At 71.5% G+C, this 20,518-nt stretch carries 14 protein-coding genes and 1 pseudogene; 7 read left to right on the top strand and 8 right to left on the bottom strand.

The window, feature by feature from the left end:
• Nucleotides 1–13 precede the first annotated feature (13 nt).
• Together QOL88_RS03655 and QOL88_RS03650 are read left to right on the top strand one after the other, a co-directional pair.
• The gene (locus tag QOL88_RS03655; protein WP_031112169.1) at nucleotides 14–400 is read left to right on the top strand and encodes a BlaI/MecI/CopY family transcriptional regulator; all 387 of its coding nucleotides are present in this window, start codon (nucleotides 14–16) and stop codon (nucleotides 398–400) included.
• A 6-nt stretch (nucleotides 401–406) separates the two neighbouring features.
• Nucleotides 407–1,375, top strand: coding sequence for a M56 family metallopeptidase (locus QOL88_RS03650; RefSeq protein WP_097215046.1), 969 nt, complete (start codon nucleotides 407–409; stop codon nucleotides 1,373–1,375).
• Nucleotides 1,376–1,856: 481 nt separating this feature from the next.
• Here the strand turns inward: QOL88_RS03650 and QOL88_RS03645 are convergent, their stop codons facing one another.
• From QOL88_RS03645 to QOL88_RS03625, 5 genes are all read right to left on the bottom strand, one after another.
• Nucleotides 1,857–4,331 carry a CBM35 domain-containing protein gene (locus QOL88_RS03645; protein ID WP_097215045.1) on the bottom strand — a complete coding sequence of 825 codons (2,475 nt, stop codon included), beginning with the start codon at nucleotides 4,329–4,331 and terminating at the stop codon, nucleotides 1,857–1,859.
• A gap of 85 nt (nucleotides 4,332–4,416) precedes the next feature.
• Nucleotides 4,417–5,241: a carbohydrate ABC transporter permease gene (locus tag QOL88_RS03640; RefSeq protein WP_097215044.1), complete on the bottom strand. Its 825-nt coding sequence runs from the start codon at nucleotides 5,239–5,241 to the stop codon at nucleotides 4,417–4,419.
• Entirely contained in the window at nucleotides 5,238–6,161 is a 924-nt protein-coding gene (locus QOL88_RS03635) for a carbohydrate ABC transporter permease (RefSeq protein ID WP_097215043.1), read from the bottom strand. The genes QOL88_RS03640 and QOL88_RS03635 overlap by 4 nt, the downstream gene beginning before the upstream one ends.
• Before the next feature lie 2 nt (nucleotides 6,162–6,163).
• A complete protein-coding gene (locus QOL88_RS03630; RefSeq protein ID WP_097215042.1) occupies nucleotides 6,164–7,489 on the bottom strand; it encodes an ABC transporter substrate-binding protein in 1,326 nt (441 codons plus the stop codon).
• Nucleotides 7,490–7,560: 71 nt separating this feature from the next.
• Complete coding sequence (locus tag QOL88_RS03625; RefSeq protein WP_179878763.1) at nucleotides 7,561–8,598, bottom strand: LacI family DNA-binding transcriptional regulator; 1,038 nt, start codon at nucleotides 8,596–8,598, stop codon at nucleotides 7,561–7,563.
• Between the two features lie 133 nt (nucleotides 8,599–8,731).
• Here QOL88_RS03625 and QOL88_RS03620 point away from each other — a divergent pair, with 133 nt between their 5' ends.
• On the top strand, nucleotides 8,732–10,837 hold the full coding sequence (locus tag QOL88_RS03620) for a glycoside hydrolase family 36 protein (RefSeq protein WP_097222849.1): 2,106 nt from the start codon (nucleotides 8,732–8,734) through the stop codon (nucleotides 10,835–10,837).
• A 10-nt stretch (nucleotides 10,838–10,847) separates the two neighbouring features.
• Here QOL88_RS03620 and QOL88_RS03615 read toward each other — a convergent pair whose 3' ends face one another.
• The 3 genes from QOL88_RS03615 to QOL88_RS03605 form a co-directional block, all read right to left on the bottom strand.
• Nucleotides 10,848–11,963, bottom strand: coding sequence for an acyltransferase family protein (locus QOL88_RS03615; protein WP_179878762.1), 1,116 nt, complete (start codon nucleotides 11,961–11,963; stop codon nucleotides 10,848–10,850).
• 399 nt (nucleotides 11,964–12,362) lie between these two features.
• Nucleotides 12,363–14,003: a cellulase family glycosylhydrolase gene (locus QOL88_RS03610; protein ID WP_097215040.1), complete on the bottom strand. Its 1,641-nt coding sequence runs from the start codon at nucleotides 14,001–14,003 to the stop codon at nucleotides 12,363–12,365.
• Between the two features lie 129 nt (nucleotides 14,004–14,132).
• Nucleotides 14,133–15,242 (bottom strand): GDSL-type esterase/lipase family protein, encoded by a 1,110-nt coding sequence (locus QOL88_RS03605; RefSeq protein ID WP_283445874.1) that lies wholly within the window; start codon nucleotides 15,240–15,242, stop codon nucleotides 14,133–14,135.
• A gap of 143 nt (nucleotides 15,243–15,385) precedes the next feature.
• Between QOL88_RS03605 and QOL88_RS03600 the strand changes: the two are divergent.
• The 4 genes and pseudogenes from QOL88_RS03600 to QOL88_RS03585 all read left to right on the top strand — a co-directional run bounded on the left by QOL88_RS03600 (nucleotide 15,386) and on the right by QOL88_RS03585 (nucleotide 20,510).
• Nucleotides 15,386–16,536, top strand: a pseudogene (locus QOL88_RS03600) (CaiB/BaiF CoA transferase family protein).
• Nucleotides 16,537–17,104: 568 nt separating this feature from the next.
• Nucleotides 17,105–17,959: an ABC transporter permease gene (locus QOL88_RS03595; RefSeq protein WP_097215039.1), complete on the top strand. Its 855-nt coding sequence runs from the start codon at nucleotides 17,105–17,107 to the stop codon at nucleotides 17,957–17,959.
• Complete coding sequence (locus QOL88_RS03590) at nucleotides 17,956–18,843, top strand: carbohydrate ABC transporter permease (protein WP_097215038.1); 888 nt, start codon at nucleotides 17,956–17,958, stop codon at nucleotides 18,841–18,843. The genes QOL88_RS03595 and QOL88_RS03590 overlap by 4 nt, the downstream gene beginning before the upstream one ends.
• Before the next feature lie 17 nt (nucleotides 18,844–18,860).
• Nucleotides 18,861–20,510, top strand: coding sequence for a type 2 periplasmic-binding domain-containing protein (locus QOL88_RS03585; RefSeq protein ID WP_097215037.1), 1,650 nt, complete (start codon nucleotides 18,861–18,863; stop codon nucleotides 20,508–20,510).
• Nucleotides 20,511–20,518: the final 8 nt, after the last annotated feature.

Below are 20,518 nucleotides of genomic sequence, written 5' to 3'. Positions count from 1 at the left end.
GCGAGGCAGGGCGGTGACGGATCCCGGGCAGCGTCCCCGGCGGGGACAGGGTGAGCTGGAGGCGCTGGTGCTGTCGGCGCTGCGGGAGGCGGACGGCCCGGCCACGGCCGGCTGGGTGCAGGAACGCCTCGGCGGTGACCTCGCGTACACGACGGTGATCACGATCCTGACCCGGCTGCTGGGCAAGGGCGCGGTCTCCCGGGAGCGGGTCGGCCGGTCCTTCGCCTGGACACCGGACTCGGACCAGGCGGGCCTGGCCGCCCGGAAGATGCGCAAGGTGCTGGACGCCGAGAGCGACCGCGGGGCCGTGCTGGCCAGCTTCGTCACCGGCCTCGGCCCCGACGAGGAGCGGCTGCTGCGCGACCTGCTGGATCAGGCCCAGGGCGAAGGGGAAGACTGACGCCGCATGGGGGTCTTCGTCTTTCTGCCACTGATCCTTCCGCTCACGGCCTGGCCGGTCGCACGCCTCGCCGAACACCATCTGCATCCGCGGACCGCGACCCGGCTGCTGACGGTGCTGGCCGTGGTGCTGGCCCTGTGCAGCACCGTGTGCCTGGCGCTGGTGATGGTGGTCGGCACCGCCCAACTCCCCGGCAACCCCTTGCCGGACGGCTGGTCCGACCCCGAGGTGCGGGCGGCGGTGCCCTACGACGAGATCGTGGGCAAGGCCGCGATTCCCGCGCTGTGCGCGGTCGTGGTCGCCTGCGCCCGGACGATGCGCCGGCACGGGCGGGTCCGCCGCCAGGCGCACCTGGCCCTGGCCGGGCTGCGGGGGACGGAGGTGGCGGTGCTGCCCGACGCCGTGCCCTACGCGTACGCGCTGCCGCCCGGGGGACGCCGGGGCGGGGGCCTGGCGAGCGGCGGTGCGGGGCGCGGCCGGGTCGTGGTGACGACGGCCCTGCTGGACCGGCTCAGGCCGGCCGAGCGGCGGGCCCTGTTCGCCCACGAGCGGGCGCACCTGGCCGCACGCCACGACCGGTTCCTGCTCGCCGTGCGACTGGCGGCCCGCGCCAACCCGTTCCTGCGGCCGCTGCGTACCGCCGTGGCGTACACGGCGGAGCGGTGGGCGGACGAGGAGGCGGCCCGGACGATCGGCAGCCGCCGCACGGTGGCGAGGGCGATCGGCACGGCCGCGCTCGTCTCGCGGGGCACCCCGCTGCCCACGCTCGCGGGACTCGCCGCTCCCGGCCCGGTGCCGCGCCGGGTTGCGGCACTGCTGGGCCCGGCCCCCGCCGTGCACGACTGGCCGCCGGTGTTCACGGCGGTCGGCCTGGCCGCCTGGGGCGCGGCGGCGGGAACCGCCGTCTCGGCGATGTCCTCCGCGAACGCGGCCGTGACGATGGTCCTCATCCTCCACGCGGCGACACCGCTCTGATCGGCGTGTCCGATTGGCGGGCCCGCCCTCAGGGGCGCGGGGAACTGCGCGACAAGCCACAATGGCGCCGCACCGGCGGACAACGGGAAGTCCCGCCCCGGAACCCGCCGAGGCCCGGCCGCAGTCCTCCTCTTCCTCCTCGCGGCGACCCCGCTCTGACCGGCGTGTCTGAGCGACGGGCGCGCCCTCAGGGGCGCGGGGAACTGCGCGACAAGCCACAATGGCGCCGCACCCGGCGGACAACGGGAAGTCCCACCCCGGAACCCGCCGAGGCCCGGCCGCAGTCCTCCTCTTCCTCCTCGCGGCGACCCCGCTCTGACCGGCGTGTCCGAGCGGCGGGCCCGGCCTCAGGGGCGCGGGGAACTGCGCGACAAGCCACAATGGCGCCGCACCGGCGGACAACGGGAAATCGACGCGATGGTGCCGCAGCCCGCCTCCTTGGGCGGACCGCGGCACCAGAAGCCGCTGACCTTGCGGAGGCTCAGCCCACGACGCGGCCCAGTTCGATCCGGTCGATGTTCGGCGCCCAGGCGGTGGCGTTGCCGAACGTCACCTTGTTCGCGCCCTTCGCCAGATCGACCGGGACCCCGACGGTCCAGTAGTCGTCCCAGCTCCAGGTGTTCTTGAAGGTGACCTTCCGCGGCGCGGCGCCCCCGACCCCGATGTCCGCCGTGCGGGACATGATGTCCGTGTTGTAGGCGTGGCCGTTGTCCCGGCGGTCGTTGTGGGCGTAGTGGACGACCAGCATGTAGCGGCCGGCCCTGGGTGCGTCGACCGTGAACTCGGCTGTGCTGGAAGGGCTGTTGCCCAGCCATCCGATGTACGAGCCCGCGGAGGCGTGCGGGGAGTCGACGAGCTTCGCGCCACCCGCGAGCGTGGCCGAGGCGCCCTCGTAGGAGAGGGTGCCCGAGGCCGAGCCGTCACCCGAGACGTCGAGGGAGCGGACGGCGGAGTGGCCCGACGTCACCGCGACCCGGTTGTTGCCCGCGACCAGGTACAGCCGCAGCGGGCGACCGGGCCCCGCCGTGACGGTCTCGCCGTGCAGCGCGAGCTTCACCGCGGCCGAAGTCCGCGGCGTCACCGTGTAGTAGCCGTCGCGCGGGGCGTAGACGTCGAAGACGGCCTTGTCACCCGAACGCAGCACCAGGGCGCCCGTGCCCACCCCCGCCGAGGAGGCGTAGTCGTACGACGGCCTGCCGCTGATGTCCGCCAGCGTCGCCTCGTACGAGGCGACGGCCGCACCGCTGCGGGTCGTCAGGTCGATCCGGTCGAGCGTCACCTCGGCAGCGCCCTTGGCCAGCACCAGTTGGTGCGTGCCCGCCTTCAGCCGGACGCCGACGTCCTGCTTGGCGCGGTAGGTCCAGTTCTCCGTGGAGGGGTAGGTGACCGTCACCGGGTCGGCGCCGTCGACGAGCAGTCTCTGTGTGGCGGGTCCGCCGGACTGGTTGCCGTAGAGGATCGCCAGGTCGTAGGTGCCGTCCTTCGGCACGTTCACCGTGAACGCGACCTTGCTGCCGGGCTGGTTGAGGGAGCCGACGTCCTTGGTACCGGAGGCCGCGTATCCGTTGGCGTTGCTCACGGTGCCCTGGGTGTAGACCGTGCCGTCGGTGATGGCCGCGTCCTCGGCCTCGTACGACGCCGACCAGGGGACGGAGGCGGCGGACGGGGTGCCCGAGCCGCCGGGGGTGAGGACGATCCGGTACGCCGACATCTTGTGCAGGCCGCGCAGCGGGACGGTCACCGAACCGTCGTCCGCGACCTTCACCTTGGTGCGCGCCAGGACCCGCGGCGCCGCGTGCTGCCCCTCGTAGCCCGACCAGGCCGCCTCGGCGACGGTCGCCGTGACCGTACGGCCGAACACGGACCGGGGGACGCGCTTCACGACCACGTCCGAGTCGCCGTCCGCGCCTCCGAGCAGCACCTGGGCCTGGCGGCGGGAGGTGTCCAGGGACGCGAGGCCCTGAAGGGTGTCGATGGTGTTCGGCTGTGGCGGCGTCACCTTCACGGTGTTCCCGGTCAGGCCCGCGTACCAGCGGAACAGCCACCAGCCGCCGTTGGGGATGTTGGAGCGCACCACATGGCCGCTGAGATTCCCGGCGGCGTCCCAGTACGCCATGTTGGCGTACACCTTGTTGCGCTCGAACATCGACACCCACTGCACCAACTGCCCGGGCACGGACAGGTCGCGGCGGTTGGCGTACTCGTCGATATTGATCTTCAGCGGGGCGATGCCCGCGGCCCGCTCCAGTGAGCGGTAGTCGTCGTAGTGCGCCTGGAAGTCGCGCAGGGAACCGGAGCCGAGCTCGTGCCAGGTCATCACCTGGGGCAGCACGTTCTCCCGCTTGGTGAACGCGAGGAAGTCCTTCAGCAGCCGCGAGTGGTAGGCGGCCTCGTTCGGGCCGGCGATCCGCGCGTCCGGGTCGATCGCGCGGATGCGCCGGTACACCGTCTTCCAGTCCTGGAAGAACCGGTCGCGGTTTTTCTCGTACTGCGCCTGGTCCTCGACGCCGAGCTTGTACCAGATCTGGTCGGGCTCGTTGAACGGGATGTAGACGAAACGGTCGCTGTTCGGGTCGGCCGATATCTCCTTGACGATCTTGTCGACCTTGGGCAGGTAGTCGTCGATGCCGAGGTCCTCGTACGGCCACTTCGCGTAGATGTCCTGCATCATCACGTTGATCTCGCCGCCGCCGGCGCGGAAGAACGACCTGGAGACCGTGAGCGCGTCGCCGTTGGGATGCTGGGCGCCGCCCTCCGGCTTCTGCGAGATGCTGGTGATCTTCAGGGGCTCCATCACGGCGTCGCTGGGCACCCCGTCGTCACTGAGCCCGTAGAGGGAGCCGTTGGCGCCGAGCATCACCCGGCCCTCGGACGCGCCCAGGTCGACGGTGAGGCGTTGCGGGTCGGCCGCGGCTGCGGCTGCGGCGGGACCGGCCGCGGGGAGAGTGGCTGCCATGAAGGCTGCTCCAAGTAGTGCTGTGAACAGGGCGGTTCTGGTACGGGATCTCGTGCGGGCGGTGGTGATCACGCTGGACCTCCGGTCACTTGACGGCTCCACTGGTGATTCCGGACACGATCTTTCGCTGGCCGACGAGGAACACGGCGACCATGGGCAGGCTCATCACCACGACGTACGCGAAGACGAGATGCCAGTTCTCGAGATAGAGCTGGGCGCTGGCGACCTGGTAGAGGTTGAGCGGCAGGGTCGCCCGGTCTCCGCCGCCGAGGACGAAGAACGCGTAGAAGACGTCGCTCCAGGCGTAGAGCATCACCATGATCGTGGCGGTGGCGACGACCGGCCGGAGCAGGGGCAGGACGATCCGCCAGAAGATCCGCGACGGCGTCGCCCCGTCCATCCGGGCCGCCTCCTCCAGCTCCAGGGGGATGGCGCGGATGAAGCCGGTCATGAAGAAGATCGACGTCGACAGGTACATGCCGGTGTAGACGGCGATCATGCCGGGCCGGGAGTTGGCCAGACCCAGTTGCCGCAGCTCCATCACGATGGTGATGACGGCCGGTGGCAGCAGCAGCCCGCTGATGCACAGCGCGTACGCCGCCGACACCAGCTTCGACTTCCGGCGCGCGAAGACCCAGGCGGCGCCCGCGCCCAGGATCAGCACCAGGACCACCGAAGGCACCACGACCAGCAGCGAGTTGAACAGACCGCGCAGCATCTCGCCCTCGTTGACGGCGTCCGCGTAGTTGGCGGCGGGCTGCCAGTGCCCGGGGGGATCCAGGTTCGGCTTGATGGCCTCCGCCTGCGGTTTGGCCGAGGTGACGGCGACCAGCCACAGCGGCACGCCGACGGCCAGCCCGGCCAGCAGCAGGACCAGGACGGGACGCCCGTAACGCCAGACCGGGGTCACAGCATCTGCTCCCTTCGCCGGAGCCCGACGACCAGCGGGATCGCCACGGCGACCACGACCAGGAAGAGCACCAGGCTCATCGCGGAGGCCTGGGCGTACAGGCCCTGCCCGAAGATCCGGAACATGTAGATGTTGAAGACCTCGGTGGAGGCCGCGGGCCCGCCGCCGGTCGTGGCCTGCACGATGTCGAAGGTGTTCATCGAGCCGATCAGCGCCGTGGTGACATTGAAGGTGACGGCCGGCGCGAGCATCGGCCGGCGCACCGACCAGAACGTCCGCCACGGCCCGGCGCCGTCGATCCGGGCGGCCTCGAGCATGTCGCCGGGGATGCCCTTCAGTCCCGCGAGGTAGATCAGCATGGACAGGCCCATCCACTTCCAGCCGTGGATGAGGGTGACGATCACCAGCGTCCAGGTCGTCGAGCCCAGCCACGGAACGTCCGTGCCCAGCACGGAGTTGACGGCCCCGTCCTGGTCGAGGAGCGCCCGGAAGACATAACCGGTCGCGAGCGCGGAGATCAGCACCGGCAGGAAGAAGACCGCACGGAAGAACCGGTTGAAGCGGCTGTCGTCCTCCAGCAGCAGCGCCAGCACCAGCCCGAAACCGTTCTGGAACACCGCCGCCAGCAGCGCGTACACCAGCGTCGTACGGATGGCGCGCAGCAGTGAGCCGTCCTCGGCGATGGTCCTGAAGTTGTCCAGGCCCGTGAAGGTGATGTCCGCGTGGTAGGAGGACCAGTCGGTGAACGGGTAGTAGAAGTTGAGCAGGTTGGGCACCAGGAAGAAGCCCGCGAAGACGGCGATCGCGGGGAGCGCGAACCACCAGGGGTGGTGCACGGCGGCCCGGGGAAGCCGCCCCACGCCCTTGGGCGCGCCCGGTGCGGCAGGCTGCTTGCGTGTACGTACGACCGTGTCCGCCATCGTCAGAACCCGGGCGCGCCCTGGGCCTTGGCCACCTGCGCGAACTGGTCCTGGATCGCCTGCGCGACCTGCTGCGGGCTCTTCTTGCCGAAGATCATGTCGGCCAGGTAGAGGTGCGTGTCGGGGGCGACGATGGCCTTGGCCTGGAAGACGCCGACGGCCTTGGGCAGGGCCGCGACCTGGGCCTTGGACGTGTCGGGAAGTCCGCCGGGGGTGGGCACGGACGGCTGGACGGACGGGATCTTCATCGCCTTGATGTAGTCCGGGTAGTCCGGCCCGAGCCAGAAGGCGAGGAACTGCCGGGCCGCGTCCTGCCGCTTGTCGTCACCGGTCTTGAAGGCGACGACCCCGTTGGTCTGGTCGGGGGAGTACAGGCCGGTGGCCGAGGAGTTGGCGACCGGGAACCAGCCGATCTTCTTGTCGATCTCGGCGGTGGAATGCTTGGCCTGCAACTGGCTCTGGAAGGAGGTGACGTTGAGGACCATGCCGGCCTCGCCCTTCCAGAGGGCGTCGGCCTGCCCGGTGAACGTCCCCGTCCGATAGTTCTTCTGGGCGAGTCCGGCGTCGAGCAGCTTCTCCTTGTACTTCTTGATCGCGCCGACCACGATCGGGTCGGTCCACTTCTTCTTGTTGGCGTTGAGATCCGCCCACCACTGCCGGTCCAGGTCGGTGAGCTGGAGCTGCATCTGCCACTGGAGCGGCCACTTGTCGCCGCCGGCCTCGTAGAAGGCGGCCGCGTCGGTCTTGTCGGTGACCTTGCGGCCGAGCGCCAGCAGCTCGTCGTACGACGTCGGGAAGTCCTTCTCGCTCAGCCCGGCCTGCTTGAAGACGTCCTTGTTGTAGTAGACGCCGAGCATGGCGGGGCTGGTCACGATCGCCGCGTAGCGCTTGCCGTCGATGACGCCGAGAGACTTCTCGGTGTCACCGAGCCTGGAGACCCAGGGCTCGCCGTCGAGGGTGAGCAGGTTCTGCCGCGGCTGGACGAACGGCAGGGTGGAGACGGACGGCTGCCAGAACATCAGGTCGGGGCGGTCGCCGGAGGCCAGCTTCGTCGGCACGTTCTGCTCGTAGAGGTCCGGGATCGCCTGGGTCTCGACCTTGGCGCCGGTGGCCTTCTCGAAGGCGTCGATGACCTGCTTGGGCGCGTCGACCGTGTTCTGCGCGGTCCACATGGTCAGGTTCACGCCGTCCAGCCGTGCGGTCGGGTCGACCGCCGTCCGCTTGGCGTCGTCCGCACCGGAGTCCCCGGCCGTCGGATCACTGCACGCGGTGGCGGTCAGGCCGGCGGCGCATATCAGCGCCAGGGCGGGGAGAACTCTTCTGTTCATCTCGAGCCTTTCCGAGCAGGCGGTTCGGTTCAGGAAGCGGGACTCACGACTGCGGTGCTCTCTGGTGCTGTTCAGCGGTCGCCGGGCGGTGGCCCCGAGCTCTCCCGCACCACCAGTTCCGGCACGGACACGGGACGCGGGGCGACCGGCGCGGACTCCTCCAGCGCGCCGTGCAGCAGGGCGAAGGCGGCCCGGCCGAGGCCGGTGAAGTCCAGGCGCACGGTCGTCAGGGACGGGGTGAGGAAGGCGGAGTGCGGGGCGTCGTCGAACCCGGCCACGCTGACCTCGCCCGGCACCGGGCGGCCCGCCTCGTGCAGGGCGCGGAGCACGCCGAGCGCGAGGTCGTCGTTGCCGCACAGGATCGCGGTGACGGACGGGTCCCGCGCCAGCTTCAGGGCCGCCGCGTGTCCGCCCGCCGGTCCCCAACTGCTCTGCACCGGGCGGGGTTCCGGGGCGCCCGCCTCCTTCAGCGCCTGCCGCCAGCCGCTGGTGCGGGCGCTGGTGCGGCGGGTGCTGGACGGGATGGCGACGTAGTGCACGGTCTCGTGGCCCAGGGACAGCAGATGGCGGGTCGCCTGGTAGGCGGCCTCGCGGTCGTCCGTCCACACCCAGGGGCTCTCGCCGCCGGGCGGACTCGCCGGGGTCTCGACCACCCCCACGACCGGCAGACCGGCGGGCACGGCTCCCAGCGCCCGCACACCGGCCGGATCGTAGGCGATCACGATGATCCCGCCGCCCGCGTCCGCCGCCCGCTGCACCTCGGCGGCGACGGCCGCGTCCTCGGCGGACTCCAGAACGCCGATCCCCACCGCGTAGGACGCGGCGCGGGCGGACTCCTCGATGCCCTGGAGGATCGAGGCGTAGCCGTAGTGCGTGGTGTTCGCGGTCAGTACGGTCACCGTGCGGGTGCGGCCACTGGCCAGGGCGAGGGCGGTTGCGTTGCGCCTGAAGCCCAGTTCCTCGATGGCGGCCAGCACGCGCTCCCGGGTGGAGGGCCGGACGCTGGGGTGGCCGTTGATCACCCGCGAGACCGTCTGGTACGAGACCCCGGCGGCCGTGGCGACGTCCCTGATGCTCGCCGGGCGCCTTGTGTGACCGGTCACATTCATGCGAGGATTGTGACCGGTCACACTTGGGTCGTCAAGAGACCGTAACGAGGGATTCACGCGGGCCTCCGCTCCCCGGCAACGGGGCGGGGTCAGGAGGGGGAGCACCTTGACCGGCACGGCGGATGCGGCGCACATGGCCTCCAACCAGCAGCCACACGAGTTCACTTGGGGACACGAGGCGCTCGACGCCCGGTTCGCCGTCGCCCCCGACGGAACACCGCGACTGGTCCGGCTGGCACACCCCGGCGACGAACGCGCGGCCACGCCGCAGTCCGCCCTGCCCCTGGTGGAGCTCACCGCCCTCGGTCACGGCAGCGGCTGGTCCGGCCCCCGCTTCACCGGCACGGCCCTCGGCAGCCGGCTCGCCCACCGTGCCCATCACACGAGCAGCGGCGACGGCTGGGAACGGCTGAGCGTCGAACTCCACGACCCGGACACCGGGTTGACGGCCTACGCCGAATTCAGCTCACCCGCCGGCCTGCCCGTCCTGCGCTCCCGCGTCCGGCTCCGCAACGACGGCCGCGCGCCCCTGGTCGTCCAGTCCGTCAGCAGCCTGCTCCTCGGCGGCCTGCCCGCCCCGGACGCCCTCGACGTCCACCGGGCCCGCAACGACTGGCTCGCCGAGTGCCGTTGGTACGCCGAGCCGCTGCGCGCCTCCGTCGCCGACATCCACACCGACGTCCACGAGCACGACAGCCGGGCCGCCCTCGCCCTCACCGGGCGCGGCAGCTGGCCCACCGACGGCCATCTCGCCATGGGCGCGCTGACCGAGCGGGACGGCGGCCGGGCCTGGGCATGGCAGGTCGAGTCCCCGGCCGGCTGGCGCTGGGACCTCGGCGAACGCGCCCACGGCACCTACCTGGCGCTGAACGGCCCCACGGACGCGGAACACCAGTGGCGGATCCGCCTCGTACCCGGCGAGGAGTTCACCACCGTCCCCGGCGTCCTGGCCCTCGGCCCGGACCTCGACAGCGCGCTCGGCGCCCTCACCTCCTACCGCCGGGCGATCCGGCGCCCCCACCCGGACCACACCGCGCTCCCCGTGGTCTTCAACGACTACATGAACACCCTCATGGGCGACCCCACCACGGCCAAGCTGCTGCCGTTGATCGACGCCGCGGCCGACGCCGGCGCCGAGTACTTCTGCATCGACTCCGGCTGGTACGACGACGACACCCGGGGCTGGTGGGACAGCGTCGGCGCCTGGCAGCCCTCGCCGCGCCGCTTCCCCGACGGCGGCCTCCAGGCGGTCCTGGACCGAATCCGGGAGCGCGGAATGGTGCCCGGGCTGTGGCTGGAGCCTGAGGTCGTCGGGGTGCGCAGTCCCGTCGCGGCCGAACTGCCGTCCGAGGCGTTCTTCCGGCGCGACGGCGTACGCCTCACCGAGCAGGGCCGCCACCAGCTCGACCTGCGGCACCCGGCCGCCCGCGCCCACCTCGACAAGACGGTCGACCGCATCGCCGGCGACTGGGGCGTGGGCTACCTCAAGCTCGACTACAACATCGTGGTCGACCCCGGCACCCAGGCCCCCGGCGATCTCGCACCGGGAGCGGGCCTGCTCGGCCACGCAGAGGCCTACCTGGACTGGCTCTCCGGAGTTCTGGACCGCCACCCCGGCCTCGTCGTCGAGAACTGCGCCTCGGGCGGCATGCGCATGGACGGCGCCACCCTCGCGGTCGCCCAGCTCCAGTCCACCAGCGACCAGCAGGACCCGCTGAGCTACCCGCCCATCGCCGCCGCCGCGCCGACCGTCGTCCCGCCCGAGCAGGGCGCCGTCTGGGCGTATCCGCAGCCCGAGTACGACGACGGCCTGATCACCTGGACCCTCGGCGGGGCACTCCTGGGACGCATTCACCTCTCCGGCCATCTGGACCGCATGTCGGACCACCAGCGAGCCCTCGTCCGGGACGCCGTCGACGTCTACAAGTCGATCCGCGGGGACCTCGCCCGGGCCCTGCCGTTCTGGCCGCTCGGACTGCCCGGCTGGACGGACGAGTGGCTGACCCTGGGGTTGCGGACCCCCGGCGACGCCACGACGTACCTCTCCGTCTGGCGGCGAGGAAGACCGGCGGAACTGCGCATCCCCGTCCGGCACCTGGCGGGCAGGGACGTCCGGGCGGACGTCCTGCACCCGTCGTCGGCGGACGCGGGCGGGGCCGCATGGGACGGGGAGGGACTGACGGTGTCCGTGCCGCGCACGCCCGGGGCGCTGCTGATCCGGCTCGGTCAGGAGCCGTGAGACGGTCCGCTCACGCGCGTACGGCGTTGCGCTCCCGTGCCTGATCGCGCGCCTCACTGCGGAACGCCCACGCCATGTCGGGCTCCATCACCCAGCGGAACACCCGCCGCACGGGCGGGGTGCACAGGACGGTCACGAGCAGCGCGGCGGCGACCGTCACGAGGATCTCGCCCAGGGGCCGGTGCACCCACGCCGGTTCGTACCAGCCCCAGAACTTGGACCCCTGCGCGACGAAGCCGTGCAGCAGGTAGCCGTAGAGCGTGCCCGCCCCCAGCACGGTGAACCAGGTGCGGCGACCGGGCACCCAGGCGAGGAAGCAGGCGACCAGGACCATCGAGCAGCCGAAGGTCACCAGGGTCATGACGGGCCCGTACCAGGAGGGCGCCTCGAGCTCCGCGGCGCTGTCCCGGTGGTAGAACCAGGCGCCGCTCATCCGCGGCACCGCCCAGTAGGCCACGGCCAGCGCGCCGGCGAACACCGGCACGGCGAGGATCCGCGCCGCGCGGCGCCGCACCAAGTGGAAGTGCTCGGGTCGCAACAGCAGACCGAGGACGAAGTACGGCAGGAACTGCAGCGTGCGCTGGAGATCGAGGTCGTTGCCGATCGACGGCGAGAGCGTCGCCAGCATCGCGATGACGAGGGCGATCGGCAGCGGCCACCGCACGCGCTGCCAGATCGGCGTGGTCAGCCGCCAGATGAACAGGGCGGCCAGGAACCAGGTCAGGTAGAGGGGGTCCAGCAGGCTCACCGGCCGGTCCGGCTCCTGGTCGGTCCACCGCGTGAACAGGGTGTACGCCGTCTCGAAGACGACGTAGGGCACCGCGAGCCCGGTGATCAGCCGCCTGATCCGGCCGGGGCTCGCGTCGAAGGAGCGTGAGAAGTAGCCGGAGATCACGATGAACGCCGGCATGTGGAACGCGTACACCACCATGTAGAGCGCGCCGGCCGCCCGGCTGCCGTCCCGCAGGGGCTCCCAGGAGTGCCCGATCGCCACCAGCACGATCGCCAGGTACTTGGCGTTGTCGAAGAACGCGTCCCGCCGCGCGGCCGGTTCCGTCACGGGCGGCGCCTTGCGTTCCGCCTTGCCGGTCGCGATCGCGCGCATGCGCAGGGTGTCCTCGCTCATCACGCCTCCCGGGCGGGGTTCGGGCAACCCGGACGGGCGGATACGCGTGCTGCCGGAAATACGGCGGTGGGGAGCCGGTGCGACATCCCCGCCGCCTGACCACTGCGGGGCGGTGTAAACCGCTTTCTGCGTTGCTGTAGCGCGGATCACATCAACAGCGGTGACCGGGCTGGAGCACATCGGCGGTGTCACCGGGGCCGGAGAGCGAGGGCGGTGTCACCGGCCGAAGAGCAGCGGCGGTGTCACCGGGGCGGAGCGCAACGACGGTGCCGCCGGGCCGGAGAGCGAGGGTGGTGCGGCCGGCACGGAGAGCGAGGGTGGTGCCGCAGGGCCGGAGCGCGGCGGCACCGTCGCACGGGGCCCGGTCAGCTCGCGGAGCAGTCCGCGCACCGGGCCCGGTCAGCTCACAGAGCAGTCCGCGCCGTTCAGGGTGAAGGCCGTCGGGCTGGGGTTGGCGGCAGACCGGGAGGCTGTGAAGCCGAGGGCGACCGAGCCCGACACCGGGATCGTCGCCGTGTACGACGCCGCCGCGACGCTCACCTCCGAGCCGCTCTGCGTCGCCGTACCGCCCCACAGATTGGTGATGCGCTGGCTGTCCGGGAAGGTCCAGCGCAGCGTCCAGCCGTTGATCGCCGACGTGCCGGTGTTGCGCAGCACGATCTCGCCCTGGAAGCCGCCGGACCAGCTGCCCGTCACCCGGTAGCCGACGCCGCAGGCCGCCGACGAGCCGCCGGACGAGGTCGTGACGGTCACCGTGCCCGAGCGGGGCGAGCGGTTGCCGGCGGCGTCGCGGGCGTAGACGGCGAAGGTGTGGGAGGTCGCGGGGGACAGGCCGGTGAGGGTGGCGGTGGTCCGCGTGCTGCTGGTGACGGCCGACTCCGTGCCGCCGCTGACCCGCACGATGTCGTAGCCGGTGACGCCGGTCGCGTCGGAGGCGGCGGCCCAGGTCAGGGTGGCGGACGACGAGGTCACCCCGGAGGCGGTCGGGGTGCCGGGAGCGGTCGGGGGAGTCGTGTCGCCGCCCCCGGTGCCGGAGTAGACAGCGGCTTCCTCGGCGGTGGCGGCGATGCCGTTCGCGCCGTTGAAGAGGCGCTGCCCCCAGGACGTGAGCTGGTTCGGGTCGAAGTTCGTGACCATGTCCAGGTACTCGACCCCGCCGCCGTTGCCGCTCCACGACCAGCCGAGGTAGCCGAGGCGGAGCTGCTGGGACACGGCCAGGATGGTGTCCTCGTCGGGGTTGCCGTCCGAGTGGTCGTGGCCGAACTCTCCGACGACGATGGGCAGCTTGGCGGTGACGAACCGGTTCAGGTAGTCGCTGATCTCGGCTGCGGTGTCGAAGACGCCGTACATGTGGATCGAGAAGACGGTGTTGGCGTCGGGGTCGGCGGCGAAGACCGAGGCGGCGTTGTCGCGCATGGTGAACGCCCAGTCCTGACCCCAGTTGGGTGCGTCCACCATCAGCGTGTGATCGAACCCGGCGTTCCGCAGCTTCTGGATGGCCGCCTTGGTGTCGGCCGTCCACGCCGTGTAGTTCGTGTTGCCGTACGGCTCGTTGCCGATGTTGACGATGACGTAGTCCTCCTGGCCGGCCAGGGCGCTCTGCACGCTGATCCAGTAGTCGGCCGCACGGGACAGGGTGGTCGCTCCGCTCTGCTCGCCGTACCCGGTGGTGTCGTGGACTTCGAGGACGCAGATGAGCCGGTTCTGCTTGCACTGGGCGACGACGTTCGCCACGTCGGCGGTGTCGTTGCGGGTCCAGCGGTCACCGCTGGCGAGGACCACGCGGACGGTGTTGGCGCCCTTGGCCTTGATGTGGGCGAGGGAGCTGATCCGGTCCGGATACCAGGTGTGGGCGTGGTTGACGCCGCGCATCACGAAGTCGTTCCCGTTGGCCTCCAGCAGCCGGCCGTTCTGCACCCGGAAGCCGGTGGGCGCGGCCTCGGCCGGCGGGGTCAGGGCGAGGAAGGACAGCAGGAGGGCGAGCAGGGCGGCGGCCACGGTGGCCGGGCGTGCGGCGGCGGGTGTGGGGCGGAGTCTCATGACGGGCTCCAGAAGTGGGGGTCGGGTGGGGCGCGTTGACGGTCGCGCTGTCGTGCTGAACGGGGTCCTGCCGTCGGGGCTCGGTGCGGACGGGCCCGGTGCCGGGACGTCGCCGCCCCGGCACGGTCGTCATCCCGCCGGTGCCCTGCCCGCGCAGGTGACGGTCGCCGCCGGGGTGCCGGCCGCTGCCGGGGCGGAGGCGACGAAGCCGAACGTGGCGCTCGCGCCGGGGGCGAGCGTGCCGTTCCACGCCGCGTTCGTGACGGTGGCCGTACCGTCGGCGGCCGTGGTGAGGGCGCCGTTCCAGACCTGGGTGAGACGTGCGCCGTTCGCCGGTACGACGGTCGCCGTCCAGCCCGGGACCGCGGAGGCCGACGTGTTCGTCACCGTCACCTCGCCCTGGTAGCCGCCCTGCCAGGTGGAGACGGCCCGGAAGCGCGCGGTGCACGCGACGGGGTCCCCGCCCGGCCCACCCGGACCGCCGGGGTCCGGCGGTACGCCGGCGTCGAGGGCCGCCGCCAGGGGCGGGAACCAGCGGGCGGCGATCTTGTCGTCGCCGGAGGCGTTGGGGTGCACGCCGTCGTAGGTGTCGGTGGCCGTGCTGAAACCCGTCCACTGGTCGACCACGGTGACGGGGGAGCGGTCGGTGCCGGTCACCCGGGCCCATCCGGGAATCCGCGCGTTGAAGTCGACGACCCGCTGCGCACAGGCCGCGCAACTGCTCGGGTTCATGGGGATCAGCTGCGCCACGAGGATCCGCATGTCCGGATTCGAGGCCCTCATCTGCGCCACGAGTGTGGTGTAGGCGGCGAGGATGCGGTCGGGGGAGATGCTGCTCCAGACGTCGTTCGTGCCGAAGTGCATGACAACGATGTCCGGACGGGTGGCGGCCAGCCTGCCGGGCAGCAGGTTCTGGTCCGCCACGTTGGTGACCAGCTCGCCGCCGTGACCCTCGTTGTCCCCGTCGTGCGCCTGTCCGCAGCCCTGCGGGGGCAGGGTGCCGACGAAGTCGATGTCCGTGTACCCGCTGTCGACCAGCCGGTTCCACAGCACCGCCCGCCAGCAGCCCGGCGAGCCGGTGATCGAGTCGCCGAGCGGCATGACGCGGACGGGGGCGGCGGCGGGGGCGGCCGTCGCGGGGGGTGCGAGCGTCATGCCGAGGGGGAGGAGCAGGGCGGCCAGCAGGCCGAGAACGGACATGACCCGTAAGTGCGGGGACGAGTGAGGGGTGCTGCGCATGGTGATCCCTTCCCTGGAGGTGGGAGCGCTCCCACAACATCAAGCCATCGTTGTCATTGACGCGTCAAGAGGTGTGGTGATGAGAGGGTGAGGTCCGGCGACCGAGAACGATCAACGACGATCACCCGGAGGCAGACGTGGACCTGGAGCGTGGCGCCCTGAGCGGGCTGCGGATCGCGGACTTCTCGCGGGTCCTGGCCGGGCCGTACGCGACCATGCTCCTCGCCGATCTCGGCGCCGACGTCGTGAAGGTCGAGCGCCCGGGAACGGGTGACGAGACCCGGCACTGGCGTCCGCCGGCCGACGAACACGGCACCTCCACGTACTTCCTCGGCGTCAACCGCAACAAGCGCTCGGTCGCCCTGGACCTGTCGGACGAGTCCGGCCGCGAACACGCGCTGGCCCTCGTCGCCGAGTCGGACGTCCTGGTGGAGAACTTCCGGCCGGGCACCATGGAGCGGCTCGGCCTCGGCTACGACGACCTGAGGGTCCGCCACCCCGGCCTGGTCTACTGCTCGATCAGCGGCTTCGGGGCGGGCGCGGGGGCCGCGATCCCCGGCTACGACCTCCTCGTCCAGGCGGTCGGCGGACTGATGAGCGTCACCGGGGAGCCCGAGGGCGAGCCGACGAAGGCCGGTGTGGCCCTGGTCGACGTGATCACCGGACTGCACGCGACGCTCGGGATCATGGCGGCCCTGCGGCACCGGGACGCCACGGGCGAGGGGCAGCGCGTGGAGGTGAACCTGCTGAGTTCGCTGCTGTCGGCGATGGTCAACCAGGCCTCCGCGTACGCCGTCGCGGGCGTCGTGCCCGGGCGGATGGGCAACGCGCACCCGAGCATCGCCCCGTACGAGACCTTCCCCACCGCCGACCGTCCGCTGGCCCTCGCGGTGGGCAACGACGGTCAGTTCGCGGCACTGGCCGGGGCGCTCGGCCTCCCGGACCTCGCCGACGACCCCCGGTTCCGTACGAATCCCGAACGGGTGGCCCACCGCGCCGAGTTGCGTCGGGCGCTGGCCGCACGGCTGCGCACGGCGGGCGCCGACCACTGGACCGGCGTGCTGTCGGCGGCCGGTGTCCCCGCCGGCCCCTGAACTCACTCGACGAGGCGTTCGCCTTCGCCGAGCGGCTCGGACTGCCCGGCATCGTCACGGTGCCCGGGACGGACGGCGGAGCGGGGTCCCGGCAGGTGGCGTGCCCCATCACGCTGGGCGCGTCACCGGCGCACCACCTGCTGCCGCCGCCGGCGCTCGGCGAGCACACCGCGGAGGTCTTCGGCGACTCCGCCGACTGACGCCGGGTCTGCTGCGGAGGGTTGGGACGGCAGCCTGAGGCCCGCCCGCTCGTGTCCTGGCCGTGCGCGTCCGCGCGGCAGGGTGAGTGCTGACGCGGGCCCGGGTGGCAGCCGACGCAAGGCCGTGGGGAACCGGCCCCGACCGTGGGGCGTGACACCGGCCCCGACGGTGGGGGGTGGGGGGGACACCCGCCCCGAAGGGAGTGGCCCCGACGGTGGGGGCGTGACGCCCGCCCCGAGGGGAGTGGCCCCGACGGTGGGGGCGTGACGCCCGCCCTGAGGGGACCGGCCTAGAGCGCGAGGGCGTGATGCCCAGTTGCTCTCAGCCTGACGCGTCGGACCGGGCCCACGGGCCGAAGTCCCGGCTGTGTCAGAAGTGTTGACCGCGCAATGAAAGCGTTTTAGCTTCCCTTCACCGGACTCGCCGACGTGAGGGGGAACCGTGGCAACTGGCTTACGGGAACGAGCAGGTGCGAAGGGGGTGAGTCCCGGTCGCCGCCCGTCCGGAGGGTCGCAGCGCGAGCGTAAAGGTTTTCATGGACGTGGCAGCCGGACCCTGTTCCTGCTGATGCTCCCCGGCGTCGTCTACTTCCTGCTGTTCCACTACGGCGCCCTCGCGGGCAACGTCATCGCGTTCAAGGAGTACGTGCCGTTCGACGGCCTGTGGGGCAGCCCGTGGGCCGGGTTCGGCAACTTCCGGCGCATGTTCGAGGACGGCGCCTTCTGGGACGCGGTCCTCAACACCCTCTGGATCGCCGTCCTCCAGCTGGTCTTCTACTTTCCGGTGCCGCTCGGCCTCGCCCTGCTGCTGCACACCCTCACCTGGAGCTCGGTACGCCGGTTCGTGCAATCGGTGGCGTATCTGCCGCACTTCATCTCGTGGGTGATCGTCGTCGCGCTGTTCCAGCAGGTGCTCGGCGACACCGGCCTGCTCAACAGCGGGCTCAGCGGGGCCGGCCTGCACACCGTCGACATCATCGGCGACCCGGACGCCTTCAAGCCGCTCGTCGTCGCCCAGGTCATCTGGAAGGACGCCGGCTGGGGCACGATCATCTTCCTCGCCGCCCTCGCCCAGGTCGACGAGCAGCAGTACGAGGCGGCCGCCATCGATGGTGCCGGTCCCTGGCGGCGCTTCTGGCACGTCACCCTGCCCGCCATCCGCCCGGTCGTCGTGCTGCTGCTCATCATGCGGCTCGGCGACATCCTCTCCGTCGGCTTCGAACAGATGTTGCTGCAACGCGACGCTGTCGGCCCGCAGGCCGCCGAGGTCATCGACACCTTCGTCTACTACCAGGGCATCGTCGGCGGCGACTACGGGTTCGCGGCGGCGGCCGGCCTTTTCAAGGGGTTCGTCGGCGCCCTCCTCGTCTACGCGGCCAACAAGGCCGCCCACCGCCTCGGCGAACAGGGGGTCTACCGGTGAGCGCGTCCGCCCGTCCCGGCTGGATGGAGAAACCCCGGCCGCTCACCCAGGCCGCGAAGGCCCTCGCCCTGACCGCGGTCGTGCTCCTGGTGTGCGTGCCGTTCCTGGTCATCGTGTCGACGTCCCTCGCCTCCACCCGGGAGGTCGTCGACAACGGCGGCTGGGTGCTCTGGCCCAGCGAGCCCACGCTCGACGCCTACCGCGACATCTTCGACGGCGGCATCGTCACCCACGCACTCGGCGTCAGCGCCGGAGTGACGATCGCCGGCACCCTGCTCAGCCTCGCCTGCACGGTCACCCTGGCCTACGCGCTGTCCCGCCCGGGCGTCTTCGGCGGCAAACCCGCACTGCTGCTGGTGCTGTTCACGTTCCTCTTCCCGCCGGGCATGATCCCGAGCTTCCTGCTCGTCAAGGAACTCGGCCTGCTCGACTCCTACGCCTCGCTCGTCCTGCCCGTCCTGGTCAACGTGTTCAACCTGGTGGTCCTGCGCGGCTTCTTCCAGTCGATCCCCGAGGAGCTGTACGAGGCGGCCCGGCTGGACGGGGCGGGGGACTGGCGGGTACTGGTGTCGGTGGTGCTGCCCCTGTCCAAGGCCGCACTCGCCGTCGTCGGCCTGTTCTACGCCGTCGCCTACTGGAACTCCTGGTTCTACGCCTCGCTGTATCTGGAGAGTGACCACTGGCCGCTCCAGCAGGTGCTGCGCACCTACGTGGTGGCCGGGGCCGGACTCACCGACGCGACCACGGGCGAGGCCACCGCCACCGCCCCGCAGACCGTGCAGATGGCGGTGCTCGTGATCGCCACCGTCCCGATCCTGCTGGTCTACCCCTTCCTGCAGAAGTACTTCACCAAGGGCGTACTCACCGGCGCCGTCAAGAGCTGACACGAGGTGGTTCATCCATGCCCCGCATGTCCCGACGCACCCTCCTGCGCTCCCTGGCCGTGGGCGGCGCCGCCGTCTCCGCCCCCGCTCTGCTGACCGCCTGCTCCTCGGGCTCCGGCGACGGCGACGTCTCCAACGCCGGGAAGAAGCTCGCGCCGTGGCCGGCGTACAAACCGGCGACGGGCCCGAAGCCCGACCTCGCCCCCACCGCCGCCGGTGTCCAGGCCGGATACACCTCCTACCCCTCCGACCTGGTCACGTCGGTCTCCCGCACCCCCGGCGACGGCTCCACCGTGCGTGTCATGACCGTCTCCTTCGGCACACCGCCCAAGCCCGCCTCCGCGAACCGCTTCTGGGCGGCGGTCGAGAAGGCCCTCGGCGTGAAGATCGAGTACACGATCATCTCCCAGGCCGACTACCAGAAGAAGATGGCGACCGTCATGGCCGGCGACGCCGACGCCCTGCCCGACATCATCAACATGTTCACCGGCTTCACACTGCCCCGGGAGGCGCAGTTCGTACAGCGCCGCGCCCAGGACCTCACCTCGTACCTGTCGGGCGACGCGATCGCCGACTACCCCAACCTCGCCAACATCCCCACCCACGCCTGGCGCGACATGGGCCGCATCGGCGGGCGCATCTACGGCATCCCGCTGGAACGACCGCTGCCCGGATCGACCCTGTGGATCAACCAGGACATGTTCGCCGACGCCGGCATGAAGGAGGGCTGGAGCGCCCAGGACTTCACTGCCGTGGCCCGACGCGGTACACGCGGCAGGACCTACATGCTCGGCGCCGCCAACGGGTCCCTCTTCGGCAACGGCTTCCACTCCGCCGCCCACAACGCGCCCCAGCGCTGGGCCGTCACCGCGGACGGCACCTTCCTGACGGCGGCGGCCGACGAACGCTACAAGGCGTCGATCGCCTTCCAGGCGCAGCTGCGCAAGAACGGCTCCTACCACCCCGACGCCACGTCCATCTCCCAGATCGACCTGACGACCCTCTACTACAACGGCACCGTCGGCTCCATGCAGGACGGGTTCGGCGCCTACCTGCCCAAGTACCGCGAGTCCCGGGGCAAGATGAAGCCGGCGGCCGCCCTCCCGTACAGCGCCGGAGGGGAGCCCGGCGGCATCGTCGCCGCCCGCCGCTCCTTCGGCTACACCGTCCTCAAGAAGGCGAAGAAGGAACGCGTCCAGCTGCTCCTGCGCATCCTCGACTACCTCGCCGCGCCGTTCGGCAGCAAGGAGTGGGAGCTCGTCCACTACGGCGTCGAGGGCGTCCACTTCACCCGGGGCGAGGACGGCTCACCCGAACCCACCCGTCTCGGCGAGGTCGAGAACAACACGAACCTGCCGCTGAAGTACCTCGCCGAAGGCCCCCAGGTGCTGTTCGTGCCCGGCATGCCCGACGCCGTACGGGCGCTGCACACCTGGCAGCGCGAGGTCGTGCCGCACGCCATCCGCGACGCCTCCTTCGGGCTGCAGTCCGCCACGAACAACTCCCAGGGCGCCACCCTCAAGACCTTCCTCGACGACACCGTCACCGGGATCGTCGCCGGACGCCTGCCGCTGTCGGAATGGGACGCGGCGGTGAAGAAGTGGCGGAGCCGGGGCGGCGACAGAATGGCCGACGAGTACGCGAAGGACTACGCGGCCAACACCTGAACAGCGGT

Source organism: Streptomyces sp. Ag82_O1-12 (genome assembly GCF_900182715.1).
In the GTDB taxonomy this organism is placed as follows: Bacteria; Actinomycetota; Actinomycetes; order Streptomycetales; family Streptomycetaceae; genus Streptomyces; species Streptomyces massasporeus.
This window is presented reverse-complemented; position numbering and strand designations above follow the sequence as displayed.

Coding starts and splice junctions, on each gene's coding strand:
- QOL88_RS03645 (WP_097215045.1), bottom strand. CDS start 4,331: ATGGCAGCCACTCTCCCCGCGGCCGGTCCCGCCGCAGCCGCAGCCGCG.
- QOL88_RS03620 (WP_097222849.1), top strand. CDS start 8,732: ATGGCCTCCAACCAGCAGCCACACGAGTTCACTTGGGGACACGAGGCG.
- QOL88_RS03615 (WP_179878762.1), bottom strand. CDS start 11,963: ATGAGCGAGGACACCCTGCGCATGCGCGCGATCGCGACCGGCAAGGCG.
- QOL88_RS03630 (WP_097215042.1), bottom strand. CDS start 7,489: ATGAACAGAAGAGTTCTCCCCGCCCTGGCGCTGATATGCGCCGCCGGC.
- QOL88_RS03625 (WP_179878763.1), bottom strand. CDS start 8,598: ATGAATGTGACCGGTCACACAAGGCGCCCGGCGAGCATCAGGGACGTC.
- QOL88_RS03650 (WP_097215046.1), top strand. CDS start 407: ATGGGGGTCTTCGTCTTTCTGCCACTGATCCTTCCGCTCACGGCCTGG.
- QOL88_RS03585 (WP_097215037.1), top strand. CDS start 18,861: ATGCCCCGCATGTCCCGACGCACCCTCCTGCGCTCCCTGGCCGTGGGC.
- QOL88_RS03610 (WP_097215040.1), bottom strand. CDS start 14,003: ATGAGACTCCGCCCCACACCCGCCGCCGCACGCCCGGCCACCGTGGCC.
- QOL88_RS03605 (WP_283445874.1), bottom strand. CDS start 15,242: ATGCGCAGCACCCCTCACTCGTCCCCGCACTTACGGGTCATGTCCGTT.
- QOL88_RS03635 (WP_097215043.1), bottom strand. CDS start 6,161: ATGGCGGACACGGTCGTACGTACACGCAAGCAGCCTGCCGCACCGGGC.
- QOL88_RS03595 (WP_097215039.1), top strand. CDS start 17,105: ATGCTCCCCGGCGTCGTCTACTTCCTGCTGTTCCACTACGGCGCCCTC.